This window comes from Amycolatopsis sp. MEPSY49 (genome assembly GCF_051337345.1).
Classification (GTDB): Bacteria; Actinomycetota; Actinomycetes; order Mycobacteriales; family Pseudonocardiaceae; genus Amycolatopsis.
This window is the reverse complement of the sequence record NZ_JBDLYJ010000011.1, coordinates 75683-99318: the sequence shown is the minus strand read 5'-3', so window position 1 is coordinate 99318 and position 23636 is coordinate 75683. Positions and strand designations below refer to the sequence as shown.

General features: G+C 72.1%; 23 protein-coding genes. 18 read left to right on the top strand and 5 right to left on the bottom strand.

Translation table 11 applies throughout. The features are described from left to right. Positions 1 to 12 precede the first annotated feature (12 nt). Entirely contained in the window at positions 13 to 636 is a 624-nt protein-coding gene (locus ABFJ78_RS37270; protein WP_436392144.1) for a CBS domain-containing protein, read from the top strand. A 75-nt stretch (positions 637 to 711) separates the two neighbouring features. Here the strand turns inward: ABFJ78_RS37270 and ABFJ78_RS37265 are convergent, their stop codons facing one another. Further along, complete coding sequence (locus tag ABFJ78_RS37265) at positions 712 to 1728, bottom strand: Acg family FMN-binding oxidoreductase (protein ID WP_436392143.1); 1017 nt, start codon at positions 1726 to 1728, stop codon at positions 712 to 714. Positions 1729 to 1889: 161 nt separating this feature from the next. On the opposite strand from ABFJ78_RS37265, the gene ABFJ78_RS37260 reads away from it, so the two are divergent. Further along, a complete protein-coding gene (locus ABFJ78_RS37260) occupies positions 1890 to 4166 on the top strand; it encodes a heavy metal translocating P-type ATPase (RefSeq protein ID WP_436392142.1) in 2277 nt (758 codons plus the stop codon). A 59-nt stretch (positions 4167 to 4225) separates the two neighbouring features. Here the strand turns inward: ABFJ78_RS37260 and ABFJ78_RS37255 are convergent, their stop codons facing one another. Beyond that, complete coding sequence (locus tag ABFJ78_RS37255; protein ID WP_436392141.1) at positions 4226 to 4747, bottom strand: hypothetical protein; 522 nt, start codon at positions 4745 to 4747, stop codon at positions 4226 to 4228. Between the two features lie 141 nt (positions 4748 to 4888). On the opposite strand from ABFJ78_RS37255, the gene ppk2 reads away from it, so the two are divergent. Both ppk2 and ABFJ78_RS37245 read left to right on the top strand, forming a co-directional pair. After that, on the top strand, positions 4889 to 5695 hold the full coding sequence (ppk2, locus tag ABFJ78_RS37250; protein ID WP_436392140.1) for a polyphosphate kinase 2: 807 nt from the start codon (positions 4889 to 4891) through the stop codon (positions 5693 to 5695). Positions 5696 to 5710: 15 nt separating this feature from the next. Beyond that, on the top strand, positions 5711 to 5902 hold the full coding sequence (locus tag ABFJ78_RS37245; RefSeq protein WP_436392139.1) for a hypothetical protein: 192 nt from the start codon (positions 5711 to 5713) through the stop codon (positions 5900 to 5902). On the opposite strand, the gene ABFJ78_RS37240 is transcribed toward ABFJ78_RS37245, so the two are convergent. Next, positions 5893 to 6513: a hypothetical protein gene (locus ABFJ78_RS37240; protein WP_436392138.1), complete on the bottom strand. Its 621-nt coding sequence runs from the start codon at positions 6511 to 6513 to the stop codon at positions 5893 to 5895. The genes ABFJ78_RS37245 and ABFJ78_RS37240 overlap by 10 nt on opposite strands. 128 nt (positions 6514 to 6641) lie before the next feature. On the opposite strand from ABFJ78_RS37240, the gene ABFJ78_RS37235 reads away from it, so the two are divergent. The 14 genes from ABFJ78_RS37235 to ABFJ78_RS37170 all read left to right on the top strand — a co-directional run bounded on the left by ABFJ78_RS37235 (position 6642) and on the right by ABFJ78_RS37170 (position 19305). Further along, a complete protein-coding gene (locus ABFJ78_RS37235; protein WP_436392137.1) occupies positions 6642 to 7424 on the top strand; it encodes a universal stress protein in 783 nt (260 codons plus the stop codon). Between the two features lie 11 nt (positions 7425 to 7435). Further along, entirely contained in the window at positions 7436 to 8017 is a 582-nt protein-coding gene (locus tag ABFJ78_RS37230) for a CBS domain-containing protein (RefSeq protein ID WP_436392136.1), read from the top strand. After that, positions 8014 to 8538 (top strand): flavodoxin domain-containing protein, encoded by a 525-nt coding sequence (locus tag ABFJ78_RS37225; protein ID WP_436392135.1) that lies wholly within the window; start codon positions 8014 to 8016, stop codon positions 8536 to 8538. Before ABFJ78_RS37230 ends, ABFJ78_RS37225 begins: the two co-directional genes overlap by 4 nt. Then, positions 8535 to 9914 carry a DUF4389 domain-containing protein gene (locus tag ABFJ78_RS37220; protein ID WP_436392134.1) on the top strand — a complete coding sequence of 460 codons (1380 nt, stop codon included), beginning with the start codon at positions 8535 to 8537 and terminating at the stop codon, positions 9912 to 9914. Before ABFJ78_RS37225 ends, ABFJ78_RS37220 begins: the two co-directional genes overlap by 4 nt. Positions 9915 to 9927: 13 nt before the next feature. Next, positions 9928 to 10206 (top strand): DUF1918 domain-containing protein, encoded by a 279-nt coding sequence (locus ABFJ78_RS37215; RefSeq protein ID WP_436392133.1) that lies wholly within the window; start codon positions 9928 to 9930, stop codon positions 10204 to 10206. Next, positions 10190 to 11101, top strand: a complete 912-nt coding sequence (locus ABFJ78_RS37210) for a universal stress protein (protein WP_436392132.1) — start codon at positions 10190 to 10192, stop codon at positions 11099 to 11101. Before ABFJ78_RS37215 ends, ABFJ78_RS37210 begins: the two co-directional genes overlap by 17 nt. Next, positions 11098 to 11436, top strand: a complete 339-nt coding sequence (locus ABFJ78_RS37205; protein WP_436392131.1) for a hypothetical protein — start codon at positions 11098 to 11100, stop codon at positions 11434 to 11436. Before ABFJ78_RS37210 ends, ABFJ78_RS37205 begins: the two co-directional genes overlap by 4 nt. 64 nt (positions 11437 to 11500) lie before the next feature. Further along, on the top strand, positions 11501 to 12619 hold the full coding sequence (locus ABFJ78_RS37200) for a CHAD domain-containing protein (protein WP_436392130.1): 1119 nt from the start codon (positions 11501 to 11503) through the stop codon (positions 12617 to 12619). Between the two features lie 98 nt (positions 12620 to 12717). Then, positions 12718 to 13326: a CBS domain-containing protein gene (locus ABFJ78_RS37195; protein WP_436392129.1), complete on the top strand. Its 609-nt coding sequence runs from the start codon at positions 12718 to 12720 to the stop codon at positions 13324 to 13326. Next, positions 13323 to 14228 carry a universal stress protein gene (locus tag ABFJ78_RS37190; RefSeq protein WP_436392128.1) on the top strand — a complete coding sequence of 302 codons (906 nt, stop codon included), beginning with the start codon at positions 13323 to 13325 and terminating at the stop codon, positions 14226 to 14228. Before ABFJ78_RS37195 ends, ABFJ78_RS37190 begins: the two co-directional genes overlap by 4 nt. Beyond that, on the top strand, positions 14225 to 16585 hold the full coding sequence (locus ABFJ78_RS37185; protein ID WP_436392127.1) for a phosphoketolase family protein: 2361 nt from the start codon (positions 14225 to 14227) through the stop codon (positions 16583 to 16585). Before ABFJ78_RS37190 ends, ABFJ78_RS37185 begins: the two co-directional genes overlap by 4 nt. Positions 16586 to 16588: 3 nt before the next feature. Next, on the top strand, positions 16589 to 17113 hold the full coding sequence (locus tag ABFJ78_RS37180) for a hypothetical protein (RefSeq protein ID WP_436392126.1): 525 nt from the start codon (positions 16589 to 16591) through the stop codon (positions 17111 to 17113). A 249-nt stretch (positions 17114 to 17362) separates the two neighbouring features. Beyond that, positions 17363 to 18127: a TIGR02391 family protein gene (locus ABFJ78_RS37175; protein WP_436392125.1), complete on the top strand. Its 765-nt coding sequence runs from the start codon at positions 17363 to 17365 to the stop codon at positions 18125 to 18127. Then, complete coding sequence (locus ABFJ78_RS37170; RefSeq protein WP_436392124.1) at positions 18124 to 19305, top strand: hypothetical protein; 1182 nt, start codon at positions 18124 to 18126, stop codon at positions 19303 to 19305. Before ABFJ78_RS37175 ends, ABFJ78_RS37170 begins: the two co-directional genes overlap by 4 nt. Here the strand turns inward: ABFJ78_RS37170 and cydD are convergent. Then, complete coding sequence (gene cydD, locus ABFJ78_RS37165) at positions 19269 to 22619, bottom strand: thiol reductant ABC exporter subunit CydD (protein ID WP_436392123.1); 3351 nt, start codon at positions 22617 to 22619, stop codon at positions 19269 to 19271. The genes ABFJ78_RS37170 and cydD overlap by 37 nt on opposite strands. After that, the gene (gene cydB / locus ABFJ78_RS37160; RefSeq protein WP_436392122.1) at positions 22616 to 23635 is read right to left on the bottom strand and encodes a cytochrome d ubiquinol oxidase subunit II; all 1020 of its coding nucleotides are present in this window, start codon (positions 23633 to 23635) and stop codon (positions 22616 to 22618) included. Before cydB ends, cydD begins: the two co-directional genes overlap by 4 nt. Position 23636: the final 1 nt, after the last annotated feature.

Here is a 23636-nt window from a genome sequence, read left to right as displayed (position 1 = left end):
GGAGTACCTGCCATGACCACGGTTTCCGCGGTGATGACCGCCGATCCGATCACCGTCTCCCCGCAGACACCGTTCAAGGACATCGCCGAACTGCTGACCGGCAACGGCATCAGCGCGGTCGGCGTGGTCGACAAGACGGGCGCGCTCGTCGGGGTCGTCTCGGAAGCGGACCTGCTCCCGCACCTGTTGGACGACCCGAAACCGCGTCGTCGCGACCGCCGGCTCGCCCGCAAGGCGACGGCGTGCACCGCGAAGGACCTGATGACCAGCCCGGTCGTCACGATCGACGCGGCCGACTCGCTGGCCATCGCGGCGGCGAAGTTCGCGCGCACCGGTGTCCGCCGGTTGTTCGTGCTGCGCAACGGAAAACCGGCGGGCGTGCTGTCCCGCCGCGACCTGGTCCGGGTGTTCACCCGCGGGGACGCGGACCTCGAACGCGAGGTGTGCGACCGGATCCGGCAGCTGAGCTGGGGTCCGGGCCGGGTCCGGGTCGAGGTGCGGGCCGGGATCGTGACGGTGGTGGGCCGCGTGGAGCGGCGCAGCGACATCGAACCGGTGACGCGGTCGATCAGCGAGCTGCCCGGCGTGGTGGAGGTCCGGAACCGGCTCGACTACGTCTGGAACGACGTGGCTTGAGCCGCGATGCGAATGGCCCTCCCGAACCGGGAGGGCCATTCGCCATGGGAGGCTGGTCCCAGTACGGCCGCACGGTCAGCGGCCGCGCAGCTGTTCCGGGATCGGCAGGCCCACGCCGTACGGGTGGGGGAGCGGCTGCAGGACTTCGCCGATCGGACGGCGCGGCGTCGCCGGAAGGGCCGCCGAGTCCTTCGGCGCGTAGCCGACGCGCACCACCAGCTGTGGCTCGAGCCGTCCATTGAGGACGCAGTCGCGGACCAGGCCGCGGGTGCTCGTCAACTCGAACGGTTCGGTGTACACACAGGACGCCAGGTTCAGCCGGGTCGCGGTGAGCAGCACCGCGCTGGCGGCTTCACCGGCGCGGAGACGGTCGAGCGGGGTGTCGCCCGTGGTGGCGAGGACGGTGAGGACCGCGCCGTCGGGGCCCGCCGTGTCGGGAATCCGCGCGCCCGCGAACTCGCGGATCCGCAGCTCGCGGCGGGGTGCGATGGCCAGGACCGCGTTCCGGGCGGGCACTCCGTCCGGCGCGTGGCCGCGGCCGCTCCACGCGGCCAGCTCGATTTCGTAGTCCTGGTCGGCCCGGTGCAGCCCGGCGGCTTCCGCGGCCGCGGCGGTCAACACCGTCCGGTGCGGTGCCGCCTTCACCACGTACAGGGCCGCGCCCTGATCGGCGGCGCTCTTTTGCAGCAGCACCTCGTCCCGCACCGAGAACGGCCGCTCGGCGAACCGGCGGCGGTCCGAGCGCCGCTGGGGGATGGCCGCGGCCAAGGCTATGTCGTGGTCGAGCGTCTCGTGGGGCACCAGGTCGATCCGGGCGAGGACGCCGGGCTCGGGCAGCCGGTGGATCTGCGCGGCCCAGCCCATCGCCGCCGCGGCGACGGTGAAGTGGTGCAGCGCGCACCCGCAGCTGATGAGCAGGTCGCGACCGTCGGGATCGGTGTGGCGCAGCCGGCGGCCCGGGTCGGCGCGCAGCTCGACCGCGCGGCCGTCGAACCGCCAGAGCCACGGCTGGGAATTGTGCAACGAAGGGGCACGCACCGCGAGCGCGACGGCCGCTCGCACGGTGTAGGCGTCGGGCATCGTGGGGTCCACCGGTCCTCCTCGGATCTGGTGTCTTCATGCTTGCCGCGGCGGATCGCCGGCCACAGGGTCCAAGGGCTTCGCGGCGGGGACCGGGTCGAGGCCTTTCGGCCCTTTCCGGTGCTGCTCCCGCGACCGAGGCTGGGTGCTCCGGCCGACGGCAGGAGGAAACCGTGGACGAGACTCCGGCCGACCGGACGCGGCTGCGCGAGGGCGGCCTGCTGGCCGTGGTTCTCCTGCTCGCCGCGGCCGGTGGGATCACCCGGTGGACGGGCGCGCCGGTCGCCGCCGACGTTGTCTGGGCCGTGGCCGATCTGATCACCCTCGTCCCGGCCGTCGTGTGGGTCGCCGCCGATCTGCGTGCCCGGCGCTGGGGCGCCGACCTGCTCGCGGTGCTGGCCCTGGTCGCCACGCTCGCGGTGGGCGAGTACCTCGCGGGCGCGATCGTCGCGGCGATGGTCGCCACCGGGCGCGTCCTCGAAGCCGGCGCGCAACGGCGGGCGAGCCGGAACCTGACGGCGTTGCTCGACCGGGCGCCGCGGGTGGCGCACCTGCGTACCGCGACCGGCCACGAGACCGTCCCGGTCGGCACCGTCCGGCCCGGCGACCTCATCGTGGTGCTGCCGGGTGAGGTCGTGCCGGTCGACGGCGTGCTTCCCGACGGCGGCACCTTCGACGAGTCCGCGCTGACCGGCGAGCCGCTCCCGGTGCAGCGGCCCGCGGACGACACCGTCCACAGTGGAGTGGTCAACGCCGGTGCGGCCGTCGACGTCCGGGCGAGCGCGGCCGCGGCCGACAGCGCTTACGCCGGTGTCGTGCGGCTCGCCGAGCAGGCCGCGGCCCGCACCGCGGGCGTCGCCCGGATCGCCGACCGGGTCGCCGTCTGGTTCCTGCCCGCCTCCCTGCTGATCGCCGCGCTGGCCTGGCTGCTGACCGGGGAGGCGGACCGTGCGGTCGCGGTGTTGGTGACCGCGACGCCGTGCCCGCTGCTGCTGGCCGTCCCGATCGCGGTGACCGGGGGCATGTCCCGGTCCTCGAAAGCCGGCGTGGTGGTCAAGGACGGCGCCGCGCTCGAAGCGCTCGGTCGAGCCGCGATCCTGGTGATGGACAAGACCGGGACGGTGACCAAGGGCCGTCCCGAGATCACCGACGTCGTGTGCGCGCCGGGGCACGACGTCACCGAGGTCCTCGCCCGCGCGGCGGGGGTGGAGCAGTACTCACCACACGTGCTCGCGGCAGCGGTGGTGCGCGCGGCGGCCTCGGCCGGCGCCGCCCCGGCGGCCGCCGAGGACGTCACCGAGGAGGTCGGCTCGGGCGTGCGCGGCCGGGTCGGCGGGCACCGGGTGCACGTCGGACGGCGGGCCGGGGCCGAGTTGCCGGCGTGGGCGCGCGGTGCCGCCCGCCGAGGTCGGCTGGATCTCGCGTCGGTGCTGTGGGTGGAGTTCGACGGCGAGCCTGTCGCGGCGTTGCTCGCGAAGGACCCGATCCGGCCGGACGCCGCCCGGACGATGCGCCGGCTGCGGGCGGCGGGGATCGGCGAGGTCCGGCTGCTCACCGGTGACCGCGTGGACAACGCGCGCGAGGTCGCCGCGATGCTGGGCCTGGACGACGTCCACGCCGAAGTGACACCGGCGGAGAAGCTCCGCGAGGTGGAGGCCGCCCGCGCCCGGGGCGTGACAGTGATGACCGGCGACGGCGTCAACGACGCGCCCGCGCTGGCCGCGGCCGACGTGGGCGTCGCACTCGGTTCACGAGGTGCGACGGCGGCCGCGCAGGCCGCCGACGCGGTGATCCTGGACGACCGCCTCGACCGGCTCGCCGACGCGGCGGAGATCGCCCGCCGGTCGCACCGGCTCGCCGTGCAGAGCGCGGTGGCCGGGACGCTGCTGTCGCTGGTCGCGATGCTCGCCGCGGCCGGCGGCGTCCTGGTGCCGGTCGCCGGGGCGCTGGTCCAGGAGGCCATCGACGTGGTGGTGATCCTGAACGCGCTGCGCGCCCTCGGCGACCGCAAGGTCCGCGGACCGGCCCCGGCGGCGATGGTCCGGCGATTCGAGTCCGAGCACGAGAAACTGCTCCCGGCGCGGGCCGCGGTCCGGCAGGCGGCCGACGCCCTCGCCGAGGGAGCGACGCCGGCCGCGGACGCGGCGCTCCGCACGGCGGCGCGGCTGCTCGCCGACCAGCTGCTGCCGCATGAGCGGGCCGAGGAGACCGAGCTGTACCCGGCCCTGTCGGCGGCGCTCGGCGGCCCCGAGGGCACGGTGACGATGAGCCGCGAGCACGCCGAGATCGGCCGGCTGGCCCGCCGACTGGAACGTCACCTGGTGGAGGAGCCGGAGCGCATCCAGTCGGACCAGGTCGACGATCTGCGTGCGACCCTATACGGGCTGGATGCCGTGCTCACGCTGCACTTCGCGCAGGAAGAGGAAGCGTACTTCACACTCCCGTCCTAGTGAGGAAGGTCGGCTCGAAGCACAACAGCACAGGTTGACGTGTGCAGCTGGCGGTGAACTCAGTGGCGACGAACGCCTTTCCTGCGCATCGGGCTTTCCTCTTGGAGCGCCTGCCGGGAGATCTCTGCGAACTCCGTCTCGGCGGCCCGGCAGGCGTGAACGATCTCGGTCGGAATCTGGCCGAATCCGTCCCGGGCTCGTGACCGCAGGAGTTTCAGCAGCTTCCAGTGGGCGTCGCGGGCTGCTTCGACCACTTCCTGTGACGTCATGACGATCGCCAGTTGCGAGATCGCCTCGTCGTACGCCTGGATGTACGGCTCGCTGCCCTCGATCGCCCAGCTTCCCTTCGTGGTCTCGTTCCCGGGTACTTCGCGCACCGGTACGTCGTTGTACATCGCGTATCGGCGGTAGCGGCGGACCGCCTGCAGGAGCGCGATGCAGGCGTCCTGCTTGCGGTGGTACACCGCGATTTCGAATTCGACGTTCTTCTGCCGGGACTGGGAGCGGAAGGTGATATACCCGCCGATGATCACGCCGATCACCGCGCTCAGCGGGCTCAAGACGGCCGACAGGGCGTTCACCGGTGCGGTCCGGGCGGGACTGCGGAGGCTGCTGGCATGGCTTCATTGTGTCGCACCGCCCCGGTATGAGGGACCAAAGACCCCGGCTCTGCCGACGTCCGGCCGCAGCACGGACGACCGCCGGCTTCGTAGCGTCGGGGCATGCCCGGAACCAGGAAGCTCCCGCGCGCGGTCTACGAGCGTGAACTGCTGCGCCTGCAGGCCGAGCTGGTGAAGCTCCAGGAATGGGTCCGGGCCGAGGGGGCGCGCCTGGTGGTGGTGTTCGAAGGCCGGGACGCCGCAGGCAAGGGCAGCACCATCAAGCGCGTCACCGAGCACCTCAACCCCCGCGTGGTGCGGATCGCGGCGCTGCCGAGTCCGACCGAACGCGAACGCACGCAGTGGTACTTCCAGCGCTACATCGAGCACCTGCCCGCCGCGGGCGAGATCGTGCTGTTCGACCGCAGCTGGTACAACCGCGCCGGCGTCGAGCGGGTGATGGGGTTCTGCACCCCCGAGGAGCACCGGCGGTTCCTGCAGCAGTGCCCGATCTTCGAGCGCCTGCTCGTCGACGACGGCATCCTGCTCCGCAAGTACTGGTTCTCGGTCAGCCTCGACGAGCAGGAACGCCGGTTCCGCGCCCGCATCGGCGACCCGATGCGCCGCTGGAAGCTCTCGACCATCGACCTGCAGTCCGTGACGCACTGGGAGGACTACTCGCGAGCGAAGGACGACATGTTCGTGCACACCGACACCACCGAATCGCCCTGGCACGTCGTGGAAAGCGAGGAGAAGCGGCGCGGGCGGCTGAACATGATCGCGCACCTGCTTTCGAGCGTCCCGTACTTCGAGGTGCCCCGCCAGGCGGTGTCGCTGCCGCCGCGGCCGGAGCCGACCGGCTACTTCCGGCCCGACCGGCGGCTGCAGACCTACGTGCCCGACCACGCGGCGACCCTGCCGCCGCACTGAACAGGAGGAGAAACCATGGACGACAAGGAAAAGGCGGCGATCGAAGCCGAGGCACGCCGCGACGTCGCCGAGCGCGGGCGGCACGGCCCGAAGGTCGGCCGGTACCTGCACGTGGTCGAACGCCACGCGGTCAAGGAGAACGAACAGGACCTCCCCCCGGCCACCGCGGACGATCCGCGGCAGCCGGCGGGCGAACGTCAGAGCTGATCGGTGCGCGCGTAGGCCGCGAGGGCCCGTTCCCGGGCTTTCGCGGCCACCGTGCGGACGAGGGCGGTGTGCACGGATCCGATGGCCGGCCGGGTGATCCGCCAGTAGCGGCGGAACTTCAGCCAGCTCTGCGGGTCGTTCATCCGAACCCGGGTGTGCACGGTCAGCACCGTGCGGTGCGCGCCGTAGGGCGCGACCGACACGGCCATCACGAGCTTGCCGAAGCCGGGCTCGTCGAACGTCGTGAAGTCGTCGGCCTCCACCCGGCGCCAGGCGATCACCGGCTTCCAGAACTTGCCCGCGACGCCGAGCGCGAACTCGGCGCCCGGCCGGTCGCCGAGCAGGGTCCACTCGGAGCCGGCGTCGAGGTCGTCGGCCGTCAGGCGCGTGGGGCGGCGGGGTGGGCCGTGGCGCCGGTTGTGCCAGCGTTCGGGCAGCGCGCGCAGCCACCCGGAGATGGATGTGACGACGCCGCCACGGACGTCGGTGAAGTCGAGTTCGCGCGCCGCGGCGTAGGTCTCCTTCACCGGCGCGTCCACGATCGTCGTGCGCACCAGCTCGAAGTGCGGGTGCGGCAGGAAGTGGTCGATGAACAGATCGGGTGCAGTCATCGTTCCAGCGTTGGCGACGACGGCCGCGCGGACAGGCGGATTTGGTCCCCGGTGAAAGGGACTTCGGGCCCTGACCGGCGAGTACCCGCCCCACCCATGCTGAACCTCCCGGACCGCAGGAGGAACTCATGACCGCAAACCGGCCGGTGCTCGCCGGGGTGGACGCCTCGGCACCGTCGTTGGCCGCCGTCCGCTGGGCGGCGCGGGAAGCAGGGCGGCGCGACACCACCCTGCGCCTGCTGCACGCCTGCGTCTTCGAGGACACTGCCGCCCACGAGCACGACGAGCTCCTGCTGGAACACATCTACCGCTGGCTGCACCGCGCCGCCGAGGTCGCCCGCGACTGGGCGCCCGGCGTGCGGATCGAGACGGCCGTCCGGCTCGGGCTCGCCGCCGATCTGCTGCTCGAGGAGGCCGCGGACGCGGCACTGCTCGTCCTCGGTTCCCACGGCCTCGGCGGCCTGCGCGGCGCGCTGATCGGCTCGGTCGCCCTGCGCGTGGCCGCCGAAGCGCCGTGCCCTGTCGTCGTGGTGCCCGGGCACCAGCCGGCCCGCACCGGACCCGTCGTCGCCGGGATCGACGGGACCGCGTCGAGCGAGCATGCGCTGCGGTTCGCCTTCGAGGAGGCGGCCGCGACGCGGGCACCGGTGCTGGTCGTGCACGCCGGGGGCGACGACGTCGAACTGGCGGCCCGGGTCGCCTGCTGGCGGGGCAAGTACCCCGACCTCGAGGTTCGCACGCAGGTCGTGCCAGAGCGGGTCCCGGCCCGCGCGCTGCGGCACGCCGCCCCGGACGCCCGGTTGATCGTCATCGGCACCCGGGGCCGCGGTCCGGTCGCCGGCGGGATCCTCGGCTCGACCGGCAACACCCTGCTCGCGCACGCGGCCTGCCCGGTCGCCGTCGTGCACTGAAAGGAGCCGAAGTGAAGGCACGCGACATCATGACGAGGCCGGTGGTGCGGGTCGGCCCCGCGACACCGGTCCGCGAAGCCATCGTGCTGCTCACCGAGCACTGTGTCGCGGCGTTGCCGGTCGTCGGCGAGGACGACGCGGTCCTCGGCGTGTTCACCGAAGCCGACGCTCTCCGCAGCGGCATCACCGGTGCGGCACCGGACGTGCTGGTGGCCGCGATGATGACGACCCCCGCCGAGACCGTGGGCCTGGACACCGACATCACCGAGATCGCCCGGCGCATGCTGGGCGATCGGCGCCGCAGCATCCCGGTGGTCGACGACGACGGCGTCCTCGCCGGCATCGTCAGCCGCCGCGACATGCTCAGCCCGCTGGTGCGCCAGGACGACTCGGTCGCCTCGCACCTCAACGCGCTGCTCACCGACTACTGCGGGCACCGCGACCGGTGGGCGGTCTCCGTCACCGGCGGCATGGTGACCATCCGCGGCACCTTCACCGACGAGGCCGAGCGCCGGGTCGTGACGGCGCTGGCGAAGACCGTCTACGGCGTCGTCGGCGTGGAGCTGTGGGAAGAAGCGTCGGTGCGGACATGAAGGTCCTCGTCGCGGTGGCCACCCGGCACGGGGCCACCAGGGAAATCGCCGAAAGCGTGGCCACCGCGCTCGGCTCCGCGCTGACCGACGCCGGGGTGTGGTCGCTGGTGGAGGTCCGCGACGCGGGCCTGGTGCACTCGGTCGAGGGCTTCGATGCCGTCGTCGTCGGCAGTGCTGTCTACATGGGACACTGGCTCGAGCCGGCGAGAAAGCTGGCGGAGTCCTTTTCGGACGAGCTTCGCCGGGTGCCGGTCTGGCTTTTCTCCAGCGGACCGGTCGGCGAGCAGAAGCGCCCCGCCGAAGAGCCGGTCGCCGTCGAAGACCTGGTGCGGCGGCTGAACGCCCGCGGGCACCGCCTGTTCGGCGGCCGGATCGACCGGCACACCCTGAACTTCCCCGAACGTGCCGTGGTGGCGGCGTTGCGGGTCGCCGACGCCGACAACCGGGACTGGCCCACGATCCGCGCCTGGGGCCGCGAGATCGGGACCAGCCTCGCCCACGTGGAAAGGAGCGTGTCATGACCGACTACCCGGTCCGCGTCGAGGCGACGCTGGACGAACCGCTGTCCCGCGGGCTCTGGCTGGTGAAGTGGCTCCTGGCCGTCCCGCACTACATCGTGCTGGCGTTCCTGTGGTTCGCCTACCCGTTCGTCACGATCGCGGCGTTCTTCGCGATCCTGGTGACCGGCCGCTACCCGCGGCCCCTGTTCGAGTTCACCTCCGGCGTGCTGCGCTGGAGCTGGCGGGTGCAGTACTACTCCTACGCCGCGCTCGGGACCGACCGGTACCCGCCGTTCACCCTGGCCGACGTCCCGGACTACCCGGCCCGGCTCGAAATCGCCTACCCCGAGCGGCTTTCCCGCGGCCTGGTGCTGGTGAAGTGGTGGTTGCTGGCGATCCCGCACTTCATCGTCGTCGGCCTGTTCGTCGGCGGCGGCACCTGGCTGGTGTCCCGCACGAGCGACGGCACTTTCAACTGGGCTGCCGGCGGGCTCGTCGGCGTGCTTGTCGTCGTCGCGGGCGTGGTGCTGCTGTTCACCGGCCGCTACCCGAGGCCGATCTTCGACTTCGTCCTCGGCATGGACCGCTGGGTGCTGCGCGTGGCGGCCTACGTGTCGCTGATGACCGACGAGTACCCGCCGTTCCGGCTCGACATGGGCGGCGCCGAGGCCGGCCACGAACCCCCGCACCCGCAACCGCCGCACCCGCACGCGGCAGGCTGGACCGCCGGGCGGATCGCCGCCGCGGTCACCGGCGCCGTGCTGGTGCTCGGTTCGATGGGCTTCATCACCGGCGGCACGGCCGTGCTGTGGGCCGACCGCACCCAGCGTGACGCGGACGGCTACCTCACCGCGTCCACCACGTTCGTCTCGGGCGGGTACGCGTTCGCCACCGATCCGGTACGGCTGGAAGGTGTGGCCGTGCCGAAGCTCGAAAGCTTCATCGGCGATGTCCGGATCCGGGTGACGGACACCGGCGGCCGCCCGGTCTTCGTGGGCATCGGCCGCACGGACGCCGTCGAGCGCTACCTGGCCGCGACCGAGTACACGACCGCGGGCAACCGTACGCACCTCGGCGGCGCCCCGGCCGTCCCACCCGGCGACGCTCGCGTGTGGGCCGCGAGCGCGTCCGGGGCGGGCACGCAGGCGGTCGCCTGGCCCGTGCTGAACGGGCAATGGACCGCCGTAGTGATGAACGCTGACGCCTCGCGCGGGATCTCCGTGCGCGCCGAAGCGGGCGCGACGGCACCCGCACTCGGCTGGATCGCCCTGGCCCTGCTGGTGTCCGGTCTCGTGGTGCTGGCCGGCGGCGTCGTCCTGATCGGCGTGGCCGCGCACCGCGCCTCGCAACGCCCGCCGAGCCCCACCGCGCCCGAGCCGTCCACTGTGGACATCTGAGAGAGGAACGACCATGCACGCACAGCCGGGCGACTGGCTCGTCGTCAAGGGACCGTGGGTCGACGCGCCCGAACAGCGCGGCCGGATCCTCGAGGTCCGCTCGGCCGACGGGTCGCCGCCGTACGTCGTCCGCTGGACGGCCGACGACCACGTGTCGACGGTCTTCCCCGGCCCCGACGCGGTCGTGGTGACCGCCGAGGAGGAGCAGGCCGCCGAAAATCACGCCCGCCACCGGTTCGACCGGGTCCAGCGGTTCATCCACGAGGGAGGCGGCGATGTCCGGGTTCGTTGACGGCGCCGTCGTCGCCGGGATCGACGGTTCGGGTTCGGCGGTGCGGGCCGCCGTGTGGGCGGCCGCGGAAGCCGTCCGCCGGGGGCGGCCACTCCGCCTGGTCCAGGTCTACGCGCTGCCGCAAGTCAAGGCGCCCGTCGCGTTCGGCACCCACGAGCAGGTCCGGGCCGGGTTGGCCGAGCGGGCCGAGGGCTGGCTGGCCGGCGCGAAGGCCGCGGTGCTCGCCGAGCACCCCGGTCTGGAAGTCGGCACCGCGGCCCGGGAGTGGAGTCCGGTCACCGCGCTGGTCCAGGAGTCGCAGCACGCCGAGCTGATCGTGCTCGGCTCACGCGGACTGGGCGGGTTCACCGGGCTGCTCGTCGGCTCGACCGCCGTCGCGGTGGCGGCGCACACGCACTGCCCGATCGTCGTCGTCCGGGGCCGGACCCCGCACGATCCGCCCCCGAGCGCCGGCCCAGTGGTCGTCGGGTCCGACGGTTCGCCCGACAGCGAGGCCGCCATCGCCTTCGCTTGCGAAGAAGCGAAGTTGCGCGGCACCGCGCTGGTGGCGGTGCACACGTGGAGCGACGTCCTCGCCGACGGCATGCTGCGCCCGCACCCGCTGCAGGAAGACCCGGCCGAGATCGCCGCCGCCGAACGCGGCAAGCTGGCCGAGCAGGTCTCGGGCTGGCAGCGCAAGTACCCGGAGCTGGCGATCGAACTCGAGGTCGTCCGCGGCCGGCCGGTGCGCACGCTGCTGGAACGCGGCGAGGACGCGCAGCTGATCGTGGTCGGCTGCCGCGGCCGCGGCGGGTTCACCGGCATGCTGCTCGGCTCGACGAGCCAGGCGCTGATCGCGCACTCCCCGTGCCCGGTGGCAGTCGTGCGGCCCCAGCCGACCGGGAGCAGGACATGACCACCGCCCGGATCCGTGCCACGATGCGCCTGCTGGCGACGTTCGAGAGCCTGCTCGCGGTGAGCGCGGTGTACGGCGGGATTTCGCTGATGGACGGGGCGTCGGGGTTCGAGATGCCGGTCGAATGGCTGGCGCCGCTGGGGCTGACCAGCTGGGTGTTGCCCGGCCTCGCGCTCGTGCTCGTGGTCGGCGGGTCGTTGGCTGTGGCGTCGGTGTTCGCCTGGCGGATCGACTTCCGGGCGCCGATAGCGGCCCTGGCCGCCTGCGCCGTGCTCACCGGCTGGCTGGCGATCCAGTTCGGCGTGATCGGGGTGCGTGCCCCGGTCCAGTGGTGACCGTGGCACTCCTCGTGGTGCTGCTCGGGCTGGCGCTGCTGGCTCGCCACCGGTTGGGGTCGTCATGAGCACCACCGTGACGAGCCTGCACGAGACGGAGTTCTTCGACACCGACTCGCTGCGCCTCCTCCGGAACCACCTCACGCTGGGCATCCAGAACGGTCGGTGGTGCCTCGACACCCCGGACGGGCCGATCAGGCTGGCCGGTTCGGACCGCGGGGTGCCGCCGACGCTGGCCCGGCTCGTGCGCGCCTACACCCGCGACGACCAGCTGGTTCCCGTCGCGCGGCTCCGGGGCGGCCCGGCCGAGCTGCGGGCACGCCTCGGTGACCGGCTCGCGGCGCCGTCCCGGCCGCCCGACCACTCGGCTCGGGGCGTTGTCCTGCAGTACGTGCGGGCGCAGATCGCCGCGCTGGCCGCCGCGGACCTGGCCGTCCGGCGGGAAATGCCCGATTCGGTGCACCGGCTGCGCGTCGCCGCGCGCCGTCTGCGCGGGGCATTCACCGCCTACGCGCCGGTGCTCGGCGGGCGGAAGCTCCTGAAGGGGCTCGGAGGAGCCCTGCGTTGGCTGGGCGGGGAGCTCGCGGCCGCCCGGGACACCGAAGTCCAGTGGACGCGGTCCCGGGCCTGGGCCTGGGCCCGGGAGCAGACGGACGCGTACTTCGCGCAGCTCACCGGAGAAGCCAACGCCCGCGCACGGCGTGTGCTGGACAGCTCCCGGTACCTGCAGCTGCTGAACGCCCTTGAGGTGCTCGAGGTGGTGCTCAGCGAACAGCCGCGCCGGGAGTGGCCCAAAGCGGCCCGCCGCCCCGCCGGGAAGGTACTGCCCCGGCTGGCTCGCGCGGTCGCCGAAGACGTGGACGGCCGGGTCGCCGTCCTGCTCGAGGCGCCCGACCGGAAGCGCGCGGTCCACGACATCCGCAAGGCCGCCAAGCGGCTGCGGTACGCCCTCGAAGCGGGAGCGGCCGTCATCTCAGTGGACGGGAAGGCGCTGCGGGCCTTCCAGGACCTGCTCGGCGAGTTCCAGGACTCCGTCGTCGCCCGCGAGCACCTGCGCGTCCTCCAGGCCCGCTACGGCGGATTCGACGCGGTCCTGGCCGCCGAGGCGGACACGGCCGAGCGGTGCGCGGAGGAGCTGCCCGCGGCGTGGCGCCGTATCGACCTCGGTCCTTTGTGGACGTGATCGGCAAAGGGACGTAAGTCCCTGCGACCGGTGACCGATGACGGCGGTGTTCGGGGAACGGCCTTCCTAGGTTGGGAGGTGACACGAAAGGAACCCCGATGCGAGCACGCGACCTGATGACCGCGCCGGTGATCACCGTGCACCCGTGGACGTCCGCCAAGGAGGCGGCCGAGCTGCTGGCGGCGCACGGCTTCACCGCCCTGCCCGTGGTCGACGACGACGACCGGCTGGTCGGCATCGTCACCGAGGCCGACCTGATCCGCGGCCGCATCCCGGCCGATCCCCGTTACGTCCACGAACCTGCCGGATCCACCGCCGGCAAGACGGTCGGCGACCTGATGACCAGTCCCGTCACCGCCATGAGCACCGGCACCGACGTCGCCGACCTGTGCCAGGCACTGGTGGACGCCCGGATCCGGGCGATGCCGATCGTCGACGGCTCGGCCGTCGTCGGCATCGTGACCCGCGGCGATGTCGTCCGGGTGCTCGCCCGGGACGACGTCGAAATCGCCCGAGACGTCAAGCACCGCCTGGAGATCTACGGCGGCAGCGGCCGCTGGCACGTCGACGTCCACGACGGGTTCGTGCACATCATCGACCAGTTCGACGACGACACCGACCGGCACGTCGCCCAGCTGCTGGCGCTCGCCGTGCCCGGCGTCGTCGCCGCGGAAACCGCCTACGCGGGTGAGGAGCAGAAACGATGACCGCCAACGATCCGAGGATCACCGTCGGCGTCGACGGGTCGGCGGGGTCGACCGCCGCCGTCACGTGGGCGGCGGAACTCGCCTCCCGGCGCCACCTCCAGCTGAAGATCGTGCACGGCCTCCAGGTCGCCGGCCTGTACTACGGCGGCGGCATGACCGGCATCGGCGCGGCGACGCTGTTCGAGGCGGTCCAGAAGGACGGCGAGCGGGCCATCGCCGACGCCCGCGCCCTGGCCGCGTCGATCGACAAGGACCTGGTCATCGTCACGGACCTGCCCAACGATCCGCCGGTCCCGATGCTGATCGACGAGTCGCGGCACGCCCGGATGCTCGTCGTCGGCCGGACCGGCGCCGGCGGGTTCACCGGAATGCTGGTCGGCGGCACCGCGGCGACGGTCGCCGCCCACGCGCACTGCCCGGTCGCCGTCGTCCGCGGGCGCCAGGACTGGACGGACGTCCCGGAGGCCGGGCCGGTCGCGGTCGGCGTCGACGGCAGCCCGAACAGCGAGCAGGCCATCGGCGTCGCGTTCGAGGAAGCTTCGATGCGCGGCGTTCCGCTGGTCGCGGTGCACGCGTGGAACGACGTCGTCTACGAGGACACGCGGGGCACCGCCCGGATCCTGACCCAGCCGGAAAGCCTCGAAGAGGGCGAAGACCGGTTGCTGACCGAGCGGCTCGCGGGCTGGCCGGAGAAGTACCCGGACGTCGAGATCCGGCGCGTGCTCGTGCGTGACCGGCCGCGGCACGCGCTGCTCGGGATCTCGGCGGAAGCGCAGCTGGTCGTCGTCGGCAGCCGCGGCCGTGGCGGCTTCACCGGCATGCTGCTGGGCTCGACGAGCCAGGCCCTGGTCCAGCACGCCCAGTGCCCGGTGCTCGTGGTCCGCCCGGAGCGGAAGGCATGACCGCCGTCGAAGCCCGGCCGGCGGTGCTCGGCAGCACCGAACTCGCCCAGGTGGACGCCCTCTGGCGGGCCGCGAACTACCTCTCGGCCGGCCAGATCTACCTGATGGCGAACCCGCTCCTGCGCGAGCCGCTGCGGCCGGACCACGTCAAGCCCCGGTTACTGGGGCACTGGGGGACTTCGCCCGGCCTGAACTTCGTCTACGCCCACCTGAACCGGGCGATCCTCACCCACGACCTGAACGCGATGCTGGTCACCGGCCCGGGCCACGGCGGTCCGGCGCTGCTGGCCAACACGTGGCTCGAAGGCAGCTACACCGAGGCGTGGCCCGAGGTCACGCGGGACGCCGCCGGGATGGCCGAGCTGTTCAAGCAGTTCTCCTTCCCCGGCGGCGTTCCCAGCCACGTGGCCCCACAGGTGCCCGGTTCGATCCACGAAGGCGGCGAGCTGGGCTACTCGCTCGCGCACGCGTTCGGGGCCGCGTTCGACAACCCCGGCCTGCTCGTCGCCTGCGTCGTCGGTGACGGCGAGGCCGAGACCGGGCCGCTGGCGACGTCCTGGCACGCCAACAAGTTCCTCGACCCCGCCCGCGACGGCGCGGTGCTGCCGATCCTGCACCTGAACGGCTACAAGATCGCCAACCCGACGGTGCTCTCGCGCATCGCCCCGGCCGAGCTGGACGCCCTGCTGCGCGGGTACGGCTACGCCCCGATCTACGTCGAAGGCAGCGACCCGGAAACGATGCACCAGGCCATGGCCGCCGCGCTCGACTCGGCGATCGCCGACCTCGCCGTCATCCACCGGCACACCGGCCGCCCGGCCTGGCCGATGATCGTGCTGCGCAGCCCCAAGGGCTGGACCGGTCCGTCCGTTGTGGACGGTCAGCCGGTGGAGGGTACGTGGCGCGCGCACCAGGTGCCGCTGGCCGAGGTCCGGCACAACGCGGACCATCTGCAGCAGCTGGAGGAATGGCTGCTGTCGTACCGCCCCGCGGAGCTGTTCGACGAGTCCGGCCGCCCGGTCGCCGACGTCACGGCGATGATCCCGGCGGGGGAGCGGCGGATGGGGGCGAACCCGAACGCCAACGGCGGGGTCCTGCTGCGGCCGTTGACCTTGCCGGACACCGCGGCCCACGCCGTCGCCGTGCCGGCCCCGGGCGCGACGGCCGCCGAGCCGACCCGGGTGCTCGGCCGGTTCCTACGGGACGTCTTCGCGCTCAACGCCGACCGGGCGAACTTCCGCCTCTTCGGCCCGGACGAGACGGCGTCCAACCGGCTCGACGCGGTCTACGACGTCACCGGGAAGGAGTGGCAGGCCGCCGTCGAGCCGGTCGACGAGCACCTGGCCCGCGACGGCCGGGTGCTGGAGGTGCTGTCGGAGCACCTGTGCCAGGGCTGGCTCGAGGGGTACCTGCTGTCGGGGCGGCACGGGCTGTTCTCGTGCTACGAGGCGTTCGTGCACATCGTCGACTCGATGGTCAACCAGCACATCAAGTGGCTGCGGGTGCACCGGCAGATCCCGTGGCGGCGCCCGATCGCGTCGCTGAACTACCTGCTCACCTCGCACGTCTGGCGGCAGGACCACAACGGCTTCTCCCACCAGGACCCCGGGTTCGTTGACCACGTGGCGAACAAGAGCTCCGAGGTCGTGCGGGTGTACTTCCCGCCGGACACCAACACGCTGCTGGAGGTCGCGGCGCACTGCCTGCTTTCGCGCGATTACGTGAACGTCGTGGTCGCCGGGAAGAACGACACGCCGAACTGGCTGGACGCCGAGCAGGCGGCGCTGCACTGCGCGCGGGGCGTGAGCATCTGGGAGTGGGCGAGCACCCACCCCGACCGGGAGCCCGACGTCGTCCTCGCCTGCGCGGGAGACGCGCCCACGCTGGAGGTCATGGCCGCCGCGAAGATCCTTCGGCAGGAGCTGCCGGAGCTGGCGGTGCGGGTGGTGAACGTCGTGGATCTGATGCGCCTGCAGCCGGAGTCCGAGCACCCGCACGGTCTTTCGGACCGGGAGTTCGACGCGCTGTTCACCCCGGACCGCCCGGTGATCTTCGCCTACCACGGCTACCCGTGGCTGATCCACCGGCTGGCCTACCGCCGCACCGGGCACCACGACCTGCACGTCCGCGGCTACACCGAGCACGGCACGACGACCACGCCGTTCGACATGCTGGTGCTCAACCACCTGGACCGGTTCCAGCTGGTGATCGACGTGATCGACCGCGTCCCGGGCCTCTCGGCGACCGCCGGGGTGCTGCGGCAGCGGATGACCGAAGCCCAGGGCCGGCACCGCCGGTGGATCCGTACCCACGGCGAGGATATGCCCGAGATCCGTGACTGGACTTGGGAGGGCTGAGACGTGACCGCCGCGGCCCTCCTGGCCGTGGCGATCGCGATCACCCTGGTCTTCGACTTCACCAACGGTTTCTACGACTCGGCCAACTCGGTGGCCGAGCTGGTCGCGACCCGCGCGGCCACGCCGGCCGCCTGCCACGTCGCGGGGCCGCTGCTAGCGGGGACGACGGTCGTCGACACGGTCGGCGGGGTAGTCCGACTGCCGGCCGCGGACGTCCTGCCCGCGGTCGGCATCGGCCTGTCGCTGCATACGACGGCAGGCGCGGCCCGCTCGGAGGTAGTCGCGCGCCGCTTCCGCACGGCGATCACCGACATCGACGGGCTGATCGCTCAGATCCGCGAGACGGTGTTCGAGCTGGACGACGTCCTGCCCCGCGGCGCGGCGAGCATCCACGCTCGGGTCTTGGAGGCACTGGCGGAATCCGGGCTCATCACATCGACGGAGTTCTCCGGCAAGCTCGAGGGCCTCCTCCCAGCTTCCCAGCGGAACTGGCCGACGAGCTGCTTACGGCGGTCCGGGCCGGGCTGACCCTTATCGCCTGCCACACCGGCGCCGGTTCGGACCGCGTGTCGGTGCACTCGGGTCCGGAGTGACTGACCCTCGCCCTGGCCCACGACGGCAGCCCCCTCGGCTCCGGCGAGTCCGGGTGGGCCGAGTTCGCCGGGTCGGTGGTCCGGCGAGGCGGTGTTTCGGAGTCACGGGCGGCGAACTCGTCTGATGTGTGCCCCGGTAGGCCGATTCTGAGAATTGTCGGTGGTCCGATGTACCGTCCCACCCGTGAACGACTTGCTTGCGCTCGAGTGCCTCAACGACGTTCTTGTGCTCGTCGACCGGTGGGGTGACCTCTACGACCGCCGTTGGGGTAACCGCCACCCCTATCATGAGCAGCCGGCAATTGCCCCACAGGTCGACGAACTGATCGACGAGGTTCGCCGCCGAACGAGGCTGGCTCACGACGTGATCGACGCTATGGGCGAGGCGGCGCTCGCCGCCAAAGTGGTCGAGAAGGAAGAAGGGATGTACGGCGGACATCCGTTCAACCAAGCGCGCGTCGCAATCGTCGAAGCAATCGCGATCCTCTCGCAGCGAACTGAGCTGGCCGACATCGTCGGACCGGTCGGGCCGCGTCTTGCGGCGGCTGAGCTCCATCCGATCATCTGGGGTGCCGCCGCCCAGCTGTGGGATGATGGTCACCATCGCGCTGCTGTCCAGACCGCCGCCACTGCGTTCGAGGGGCGGTTACAGGGGATCGCGGGCCCAAGCGTGTCCGGGGAAAACCTCGCCTCTCTTTTCTCGCTCAAGGATGCTGCCCCGGGTTCCCCGCGCCTTCGCATCGGGAAGCTTGATCCCGCATCGAAGACTTGGACGTCGGCTCATGAAGGTGCAGCTGCGCTCATCCGAGGCGCCTTCATGGCAGTGCGAAACCTCGTCTCCCACCCGGGCTCGCCCGATCCGAGCCCGCGCGAGGCACTGGAGATGCTGGCCCTGTTGAGCTACATCGCCCGCATGGTGGATGAGTCGGAGGAGGTCGTGGCTCAATGAATGCTTCGCTGCTCGAACAGGTCGCCGCAATGCGGCTCGACAGGGACGGAACGATTACGGTCCTCTTCAGGGACGGGCGAGCCGTTATGGAGAGCGGCAGCCGGGAAGCCTTCGAACCTACGAGTGCCATTGCCTCGTCCACGCACCACCCTCAGTCACGCGAGTTGCACATCCAGACCACGCGTGGACACAACGTAATCGTCGACCTGCCTCGACCAGGGGATCTCTCGCCGCTCAACGGTCGGCCGACGGTCTACCTCGATCAAAACCATTGGAGCACGCTCACCGACGTCATTCACTCACCAGAGCGCGTACGCAACCGAGCTGAGCGCGCTGCAGCGGGGAGACTGATCGCCCTCGCGGTGGATCGGCGCGTCGTGTTGCCAATGTCGTCCGCGCACATGGCCGAGACGTGCAAACAGGTCGACTACGAAGAACGTTACCGGCGGGCCTTGACGATGGTGCGGCTGTCCGCCGGCTGGCAGTTACGCGACCCGGTGAGTCTTCGCCGCTTCGAACTGCGACAAGCCTTGACTACCCGGTTTAGTGCTCGATGTCTCCTCCGGCCGGCGGCAGTAACACTCGAGCCCAATGCCGTGCACTCATCCCATGAGAAGACTCTGCCGGCGGGAGGTTCGGATCTGCCGCCGGAGATCCGATGGTTCGCCTACGTGGTGGGGTGTATCGGCGGCATCGTCGACACCATGCTGGATGCCGACCACGTCCCGATGAATCCGGTCCTGAGCTGGGCCGCCGACCTTCAACGGTTAGGTGACTTCTTGCGCGACAACCCCACCGGCAAGGAGTTGAAGCGCCGTCGGACGCACGCCAAGTTCATGGCGGACGCAGGGCCGGAACTTGCGGTAGCGGCCGCACAATCAGGCCTGACAACTGAGGAAATGTCTTCCTGGTACCTGGATCACAGCGAGGAGGATGTGAGTCTCATGCCTGCTCTGGGACTGTTTCGCGAAGTGCTTCACGAGAAGCTCTCCACCGGTGGGCTTAGGTGGGAGGCGAACGACCTCACCGACATGATGTACCTGACAGCCGGTGCCGGCTATTGCGACCACCTCGTCGGCGAGCGGTCACATGTTTCCCACCTCGCGAATGCTTCGCGTCGGCTGGGACGTCCTGCTCGCGTTCATCGAACGTTGGACTCGTTGATGAAAGTCCTTTGAGTAGCGGAGATGTCGAACACCGGGAGCTCGGCGAACTCCGCCGGCCGGTGGGTTACTACCAGGGCCGACTGGCCCTCAGTCGCATTCAGCACATCGGCCGCCAGGGCGGCGGCCGTCGGGGCATCCAAGTGGGACGTCGGTTCGTCCAGCAGCAGGATCGGGCGGTCGGACAGCAACGCGCGAGCTACCCCCAGACGCTGACGTTCACCTCCGGACACCGGCGTTCCGTGTATGCCCAACGCCGTGTCGAGACCGTCCGGCAGGTGCGAGAGCCATCCCGAAAGCTGAGCCCGGTCGAGCGCCGTCCGCAGCTCGGCGTCGGTGGCCGACGGCCGGGCCAGGCGGAGGTTCTCGCGCAGCGTGCTGTCGAACAAGTGCGTGTCCGGGCCGCACCAGGCGATGCGCGACCGGACCGAGTCGCCGTCGTAGGCCAGCGTGTTCGTGTCGTCGAGCAGGATGCGGCCCGCCGAGGGGTCGAGGTAGCGCATCAGCGCCGCGATCACCGTGCTCTTGCCCGCGCCCGAACGGCCGGTCAAGGCCAGCCGGCGGCCGTCGCCGAGGCGGAGGCCGACGTCCTGGACCGCGTCGGCCGGCGCACCCGGCCAGCGGACCGACAGGTGCTCGGCCACCAGGCGCGTGGCCGCCGGAGCGAGCGCGGTGGCCGGAGCGGAAGGCGCGGGAAGGACGTCCAGCTCGGCGAGCCGACGCGCGGAACCCGACGCGCCGAGCAGCCGTTGGGCCGCCTCCGGCAGGCCGGCCACCAGCTCGGCCGTCGCCAGCGGCGTCAGCGCCAGCACCGCCAGCGCCGGGCCCGGCACCCCCGCCAGGATGCCCAGTGCCAGGCACGTGACCGACGTCAGCCCGACGCCCAGCGCGGCGATCCCGCCGCCCAGGCCGCGCCACACCGCCGAGCGGCGTTGGACAGTGGTCAGGACGGCATCGAGGTCACGCAGCCGCGAGTGCCGGCGGGGCGCCGCGTCGTGGGTGATCAGGTCAGCCGACGCCTGCAGCAGCTCCACCGTCCCCGCGGTCAGGTCCGCGCGCAGCCGCGCGGTCGAACGCAGCGCCCGGCGGCCCGCCAGGGCCGCGGCGAAAGGAGCCAGTACGCCGGCGACGGCCAAGCCCAGAGCCGCCGCGACGCCTGCGCCGGGCAGGACGACGCCGAGGGTGACCGCGGTCGCCGACAGCACCAGGAACGTCGACACGCCCGGGACCAGCCCTCGGACCAGGACGTCCTGCTGGCTGTCCACATCGGACACCAGCCGGTGCAGCAGGTCGCCGCGCCGGAGCCGGGCGGTGCCGGCCGGCCCGATCCGGACCAGCTGCGCCCACACCCGCACCCGCAGTTCGGCCAGGGCGCGCAGGGCGACGTCGTGGGACAGCAGCCGCTCGATGTAGCGAAAGATTCCCTTGGCCAGGCCGAACGTCCGGACGGCGACGATCGCCACCATCAGGCTCAGCACCGGCGGGTGCAGGGCCGCGCTCGCGATCAGCCACGACGACGTCGCCGTGAGGGCGACCCCACAGCCCAGCGCGGCGGTCGCGGCCAGGCAGGCCAGGGCCAGCCGCAGCCGGTGGGGCCGGATCGCCTCGCGCAACGGCCGCCACTTCGCCACGTCCACAGTGGACGGCGAAACGACCGGAGCGGCAGCCGGACGCGCGATCGGCCGTGGCGAAACGGCGGCCGGGACCGGGGGAAGGACGACCGGATCGCCGAGGGAGAGCACCCGGTCGCAGCGGGCCAGCACCGCGGGGTGGTGGCTGACGAGCACCGCCGTCCGCCCGGCGAGCACCTTCGGCAGCCGCTCCAGGATGGCGGCCTCGGTCTCCGCGTCGACGCCCTCGGTGGGCTCGTCCAGCAGGATCAGCGGCCGGTCGAGCAGCACCGCGCGGGCGAGCGCGACGCGGCGGCGCTGGCCGGTCGAGAGCCCGGCGCCCAGCTCTCCGACCACCGTGGACAGCGGGACGTCGAGCGCCGCGGTGTCGGCGGCGGCGAGCACGGCGTCGTCGGGCGCGTCGGGAGCGCCCAGGCGGATGTTCTCCGCCACCGTCCCGGCGACCAGGTGCGGCTGCTGCGGTACCCAGGCAAGGTGCCGGTGCCAGGTCGCGCGGCCGATGTCGGCGAGGTCGTTGCCGCCGATGAGGACCCGGCCGCCGTCGGGTCGCCGCCAGCCCAGGAGCAGGTCGAGCAGCGTCGACTTGCCCGCGCCGCTCGGCCCGGTCACGCCGACGACCTCGCCGGGCGGCAGGCGCAGGGTGAAGCCGTCGAGGATCGGTCCGGACCGGCCCTCGACCGTGACGTCTTCACAGCGCAACGCCACGCGGGTCAGGTCGGGAACCGGGCGGGTACCGGTGTCGCCGCTGGGCGTGTCGGCGAGTGCGATGATCTCCTCGGCCGCGGCGAGTCCTTCGGCGCTGTCGTGGAACCGGGCGCCGACCGCCCGCAGCGGCAGGTAGACCTCGGGGGCGAGGATCAGCACGACGAGGGCGGTCCGCAGGTCGAGTTCGTCGGCCAGCAGGCGCAGGCCGATCGACACGGCGACGACCGCTACCGACAGCGTCGCCAGCAGCTCCAGGGCCAACGCGGACAGGAACGCGACGCGCAGGGTGCCCATGGTGTGCGTGCGGTACTTCCCGGTGATCTCCCGCAACGACCGGATCTGCGCCCGCGCCCGGCCGAACGCCGTGAGCTCGGCCAGCCCGGCGACCAGGTCGAGAAAGTGGTTGCCCAGTACGGACAGGGTCTGCCACTGGCGCCGGACGTCCCGCTGGGTGTAGAGCCCGATGAGGATCATGAACACCGGGACGAGCGGCACGGTGAGGCCGATGATCACGGCGGCGACCCAGTCGGCGGCCAGGATCCGCACCCCGACGACCAGCGGGACGACCGCCGCGATCAGCAGCTGCGGCAGGTAGCGCGAGAAATAGCCGTCGAGCCGGTCGACGCCGTGCGTGGCCAGGGCGGCGACCTCGGCGGGGGACCGGTCCGTCCGCCGGGGCCCGATCCGCAGTGCGGTCGCGATCACCGTCTCTCGCAGCTGCGAGAGGGCCCGGGCGGCGGCGCGGTGCGCGGTCGTCTCGGCCAGCCACGTGATCCCGGCCCGGGCCACGACGACCGCGGCCAGCAGCCCGAGCGGCAGCAGCAGGCTCCGGAGCGGGAAGCCGTCGAGGAACGCCCAGGTGATCGTCTTCGCCAGCAGCTCCGCCTGGGCGAGGACCAGCATCGCGGTGAGCGCGCCCAGCGCGGCGCAGGCCAGGACGAACGGCCGGACCGCGCTCGCGTGGCGCAGCAGCCGCGGGTCGAGGGGCTTCACCGGCGGCTCGCGGGCAGGCCGCCGCCGGCGGGGATCGAGGTCCGGCTGATCCGCTTGCGGAACACCCAGTACGTCCAGGCCTGGTAGGCCAGCACGATCGGGGTGAACACGACCGCCACCCAGGTCATGATCTGCAGCGTGTACGGCGTCGACGACGCGTTGGTCGTGGTCAGGCTGAACGCGGGATCGGTCGTCGAGGGCAGCACGTCGGGGTAGAGCGACCAGAAGAGCGTGAAGGTGACGGCGATGATCGCGGCGGCGGTGCTCGCGAAGGCGAGGCCGTCCCGCTCGCCCGCGGCGAACAGCACGCCCGCGGCCAGCAGCAGCGCCGCGACGGCCGATGCGAGCCAGGACCAGCCGCCGTGCTCGATCGCGGTGTAGCTGAGGAACACGCCGCCGAACACGATGGCGGCGCCGCCGAGCGCGCGGCTCAGTGTCCGGGCGCGGTCGCGTAGCGCGTCGGTCGTCTTGAGGGTGAGGAACACGGCGCCGTGGAAGGTGAATAGGCTGAGCGTGGCCAGTCCGCCGAGCAGCGCGTACGGGTTGAGCAGCGTGAAGAACGAGCCGGTGAAGTGGTGCTGGGCGTCGAGCGGGACGCCGTGGACGATGTTGCCGAAGGCGACGCCCCACAGCAGCGCGGGCGCGGCGGAGCCGAAGACGATGATCCAGTCCCAGGTGTTCCGCCAGCGTGGGCTGTCGAGCTTGCCGCGGAACTCGAAGGCCACGCCGCGCAGGATGAGCGCGACGAGCACGAGCAGCAGCGCGAGGTAGAAGCCGGAGAACAGGCTGGAGTACCAGAGCGGGAACGCGGCGAAGGTGGCGCCGCCGGCGACGAGCAGCCACACCTCGTTGCCGTCCCACACCGGGCCGATCGTGTTGATCAGCACGCGGCGGTCGGTGTCGTCGTGGCCGAGGACGCGCAGCAGGGTGCCGACGCCGAAGTCGAAGCCTTCGAGGACGAAGTAGCCGGTCCAGAGGAGGGCGATGAGCAGGAACCAGATGTCGGTGAGGGCCATG

Excerpts from the sequence above, each read along its gene's own strand:
- ABFJ78_RS37215 (WP_436392133.1), top strand. The coding sequence starts at position 9,928 with ATGCACGCACAGCCGGGCGACTGGCTCGTCGTCAAGGGACCGTGGGTC.
- ABFJ78_RS37190 (WP_436392128.1), top strand. The coding sequence starts at position 13,323 with ATGACCGCCAACGATCCGAGGATCACCGTCGGCGTCGACGGGTCGGCG.
- ABFJ78_RS37240 (WP_436392138.1), bottom strand. The coding sequence starts at position 6,513 with ATGACTGCACCCGATCTGTTCATCGACCACTTCCTGCCGCACCCGCAC.
- ABFJ78_RS37170 (WP_436392124.1), top strand. The coding sequence starts at position 18,124 with ATGAATGCTTCGCTGCTCGAACAGGTCGCCGCAATGCGGCTCGACAGG.
- ABFJ78_RS37185 (WP_436392127.1), top strand. The coding sequence starts at position 14,225 with ATGACCGCCGTCGAAGCCCGGCCGGCGGTGCTCGGCAGCACCGAACTC.
- ABFJ78_RS37220 (WP_436392134.1), top strand. The coding sequence starts at position 8,535 with ATGACCGACTACCCGGTCCGCGTCGAGGCGACGCTGGACGAACCGCTG.
- ABFJ78_RS37205 (WP_436392131.1), top strand. The coding sequence starts at position 11,098 with ATGACCACCGCCCGGATCCGTGCCACGATGCGCCTGCTGGCGACGTTC.
- ABFJ78_RS37195 (WP_436392129.1), top strand. The coding sequence starts at position 12,718 with ATGCGAGCACGCGACCTGATGACCGCGCCGGTGATCACCGTGCACCCG.
- ppk2 (WP_436392140.1), top strand. The coding sequence starts at position 4,889 with ATGCCCGGAACCAGGAAGCTCCCGCGCGCGGTCTACGAGCGTGAACTG.
- ABFJ78_RS37270 (WP_436392144.1), top strand. The coding sequence starts at position 13 with ATGACCACGGTTTCCGCGGTGATGACCGCCGATCCGATCACCGTCTCC.
- ABFJ78_RS37200 (WP_436392130.1), top strand. The coding sequence starts at position 11,501 with ATGAGCACCACCGTGACGAGCCTGCACGAGACGGAGTTCTTCGACACC.
- ABFJ78_RS37235 (WP_436392137.1), top strand. The coding sequence starts at position 6,642 with ATGACCGCAAACCGGCCGGTGCTCGCCGGGGTGGACGCCTCGGCACCG.
- ABFJ78_RS37245 (WP_436392139.1), top strand. The coding sequence starts at position 5,711 with ATGGACGACAAGGAAAAGGCGGCGATCGAAGCCGAGGCACGCCGCGAC.
- ABFJ78_RS37210 (WP_436392132.1), top strand. The coding sequence starts at position 10,190 with ATGTCCGGGTTCGTTGACGGCGCCGTCGTCGCCGGGATCGACGGTTCG.
- cydB (WP_436392122.1), bottom strand. The coding sequence starts at position 23,635 with ATGGCCCTCACCGACATCTGGTTCCTGCTCATCGCCCTCCTCTGGACC.
- ABFJ78_RS37225 (WP_436392135.1), top strand. The coding sequence starts at position 8,014 with ATGAAGGTCCTCGTCGCGGTGGCCACCCGGCACGGGGCCACCAGGGAA.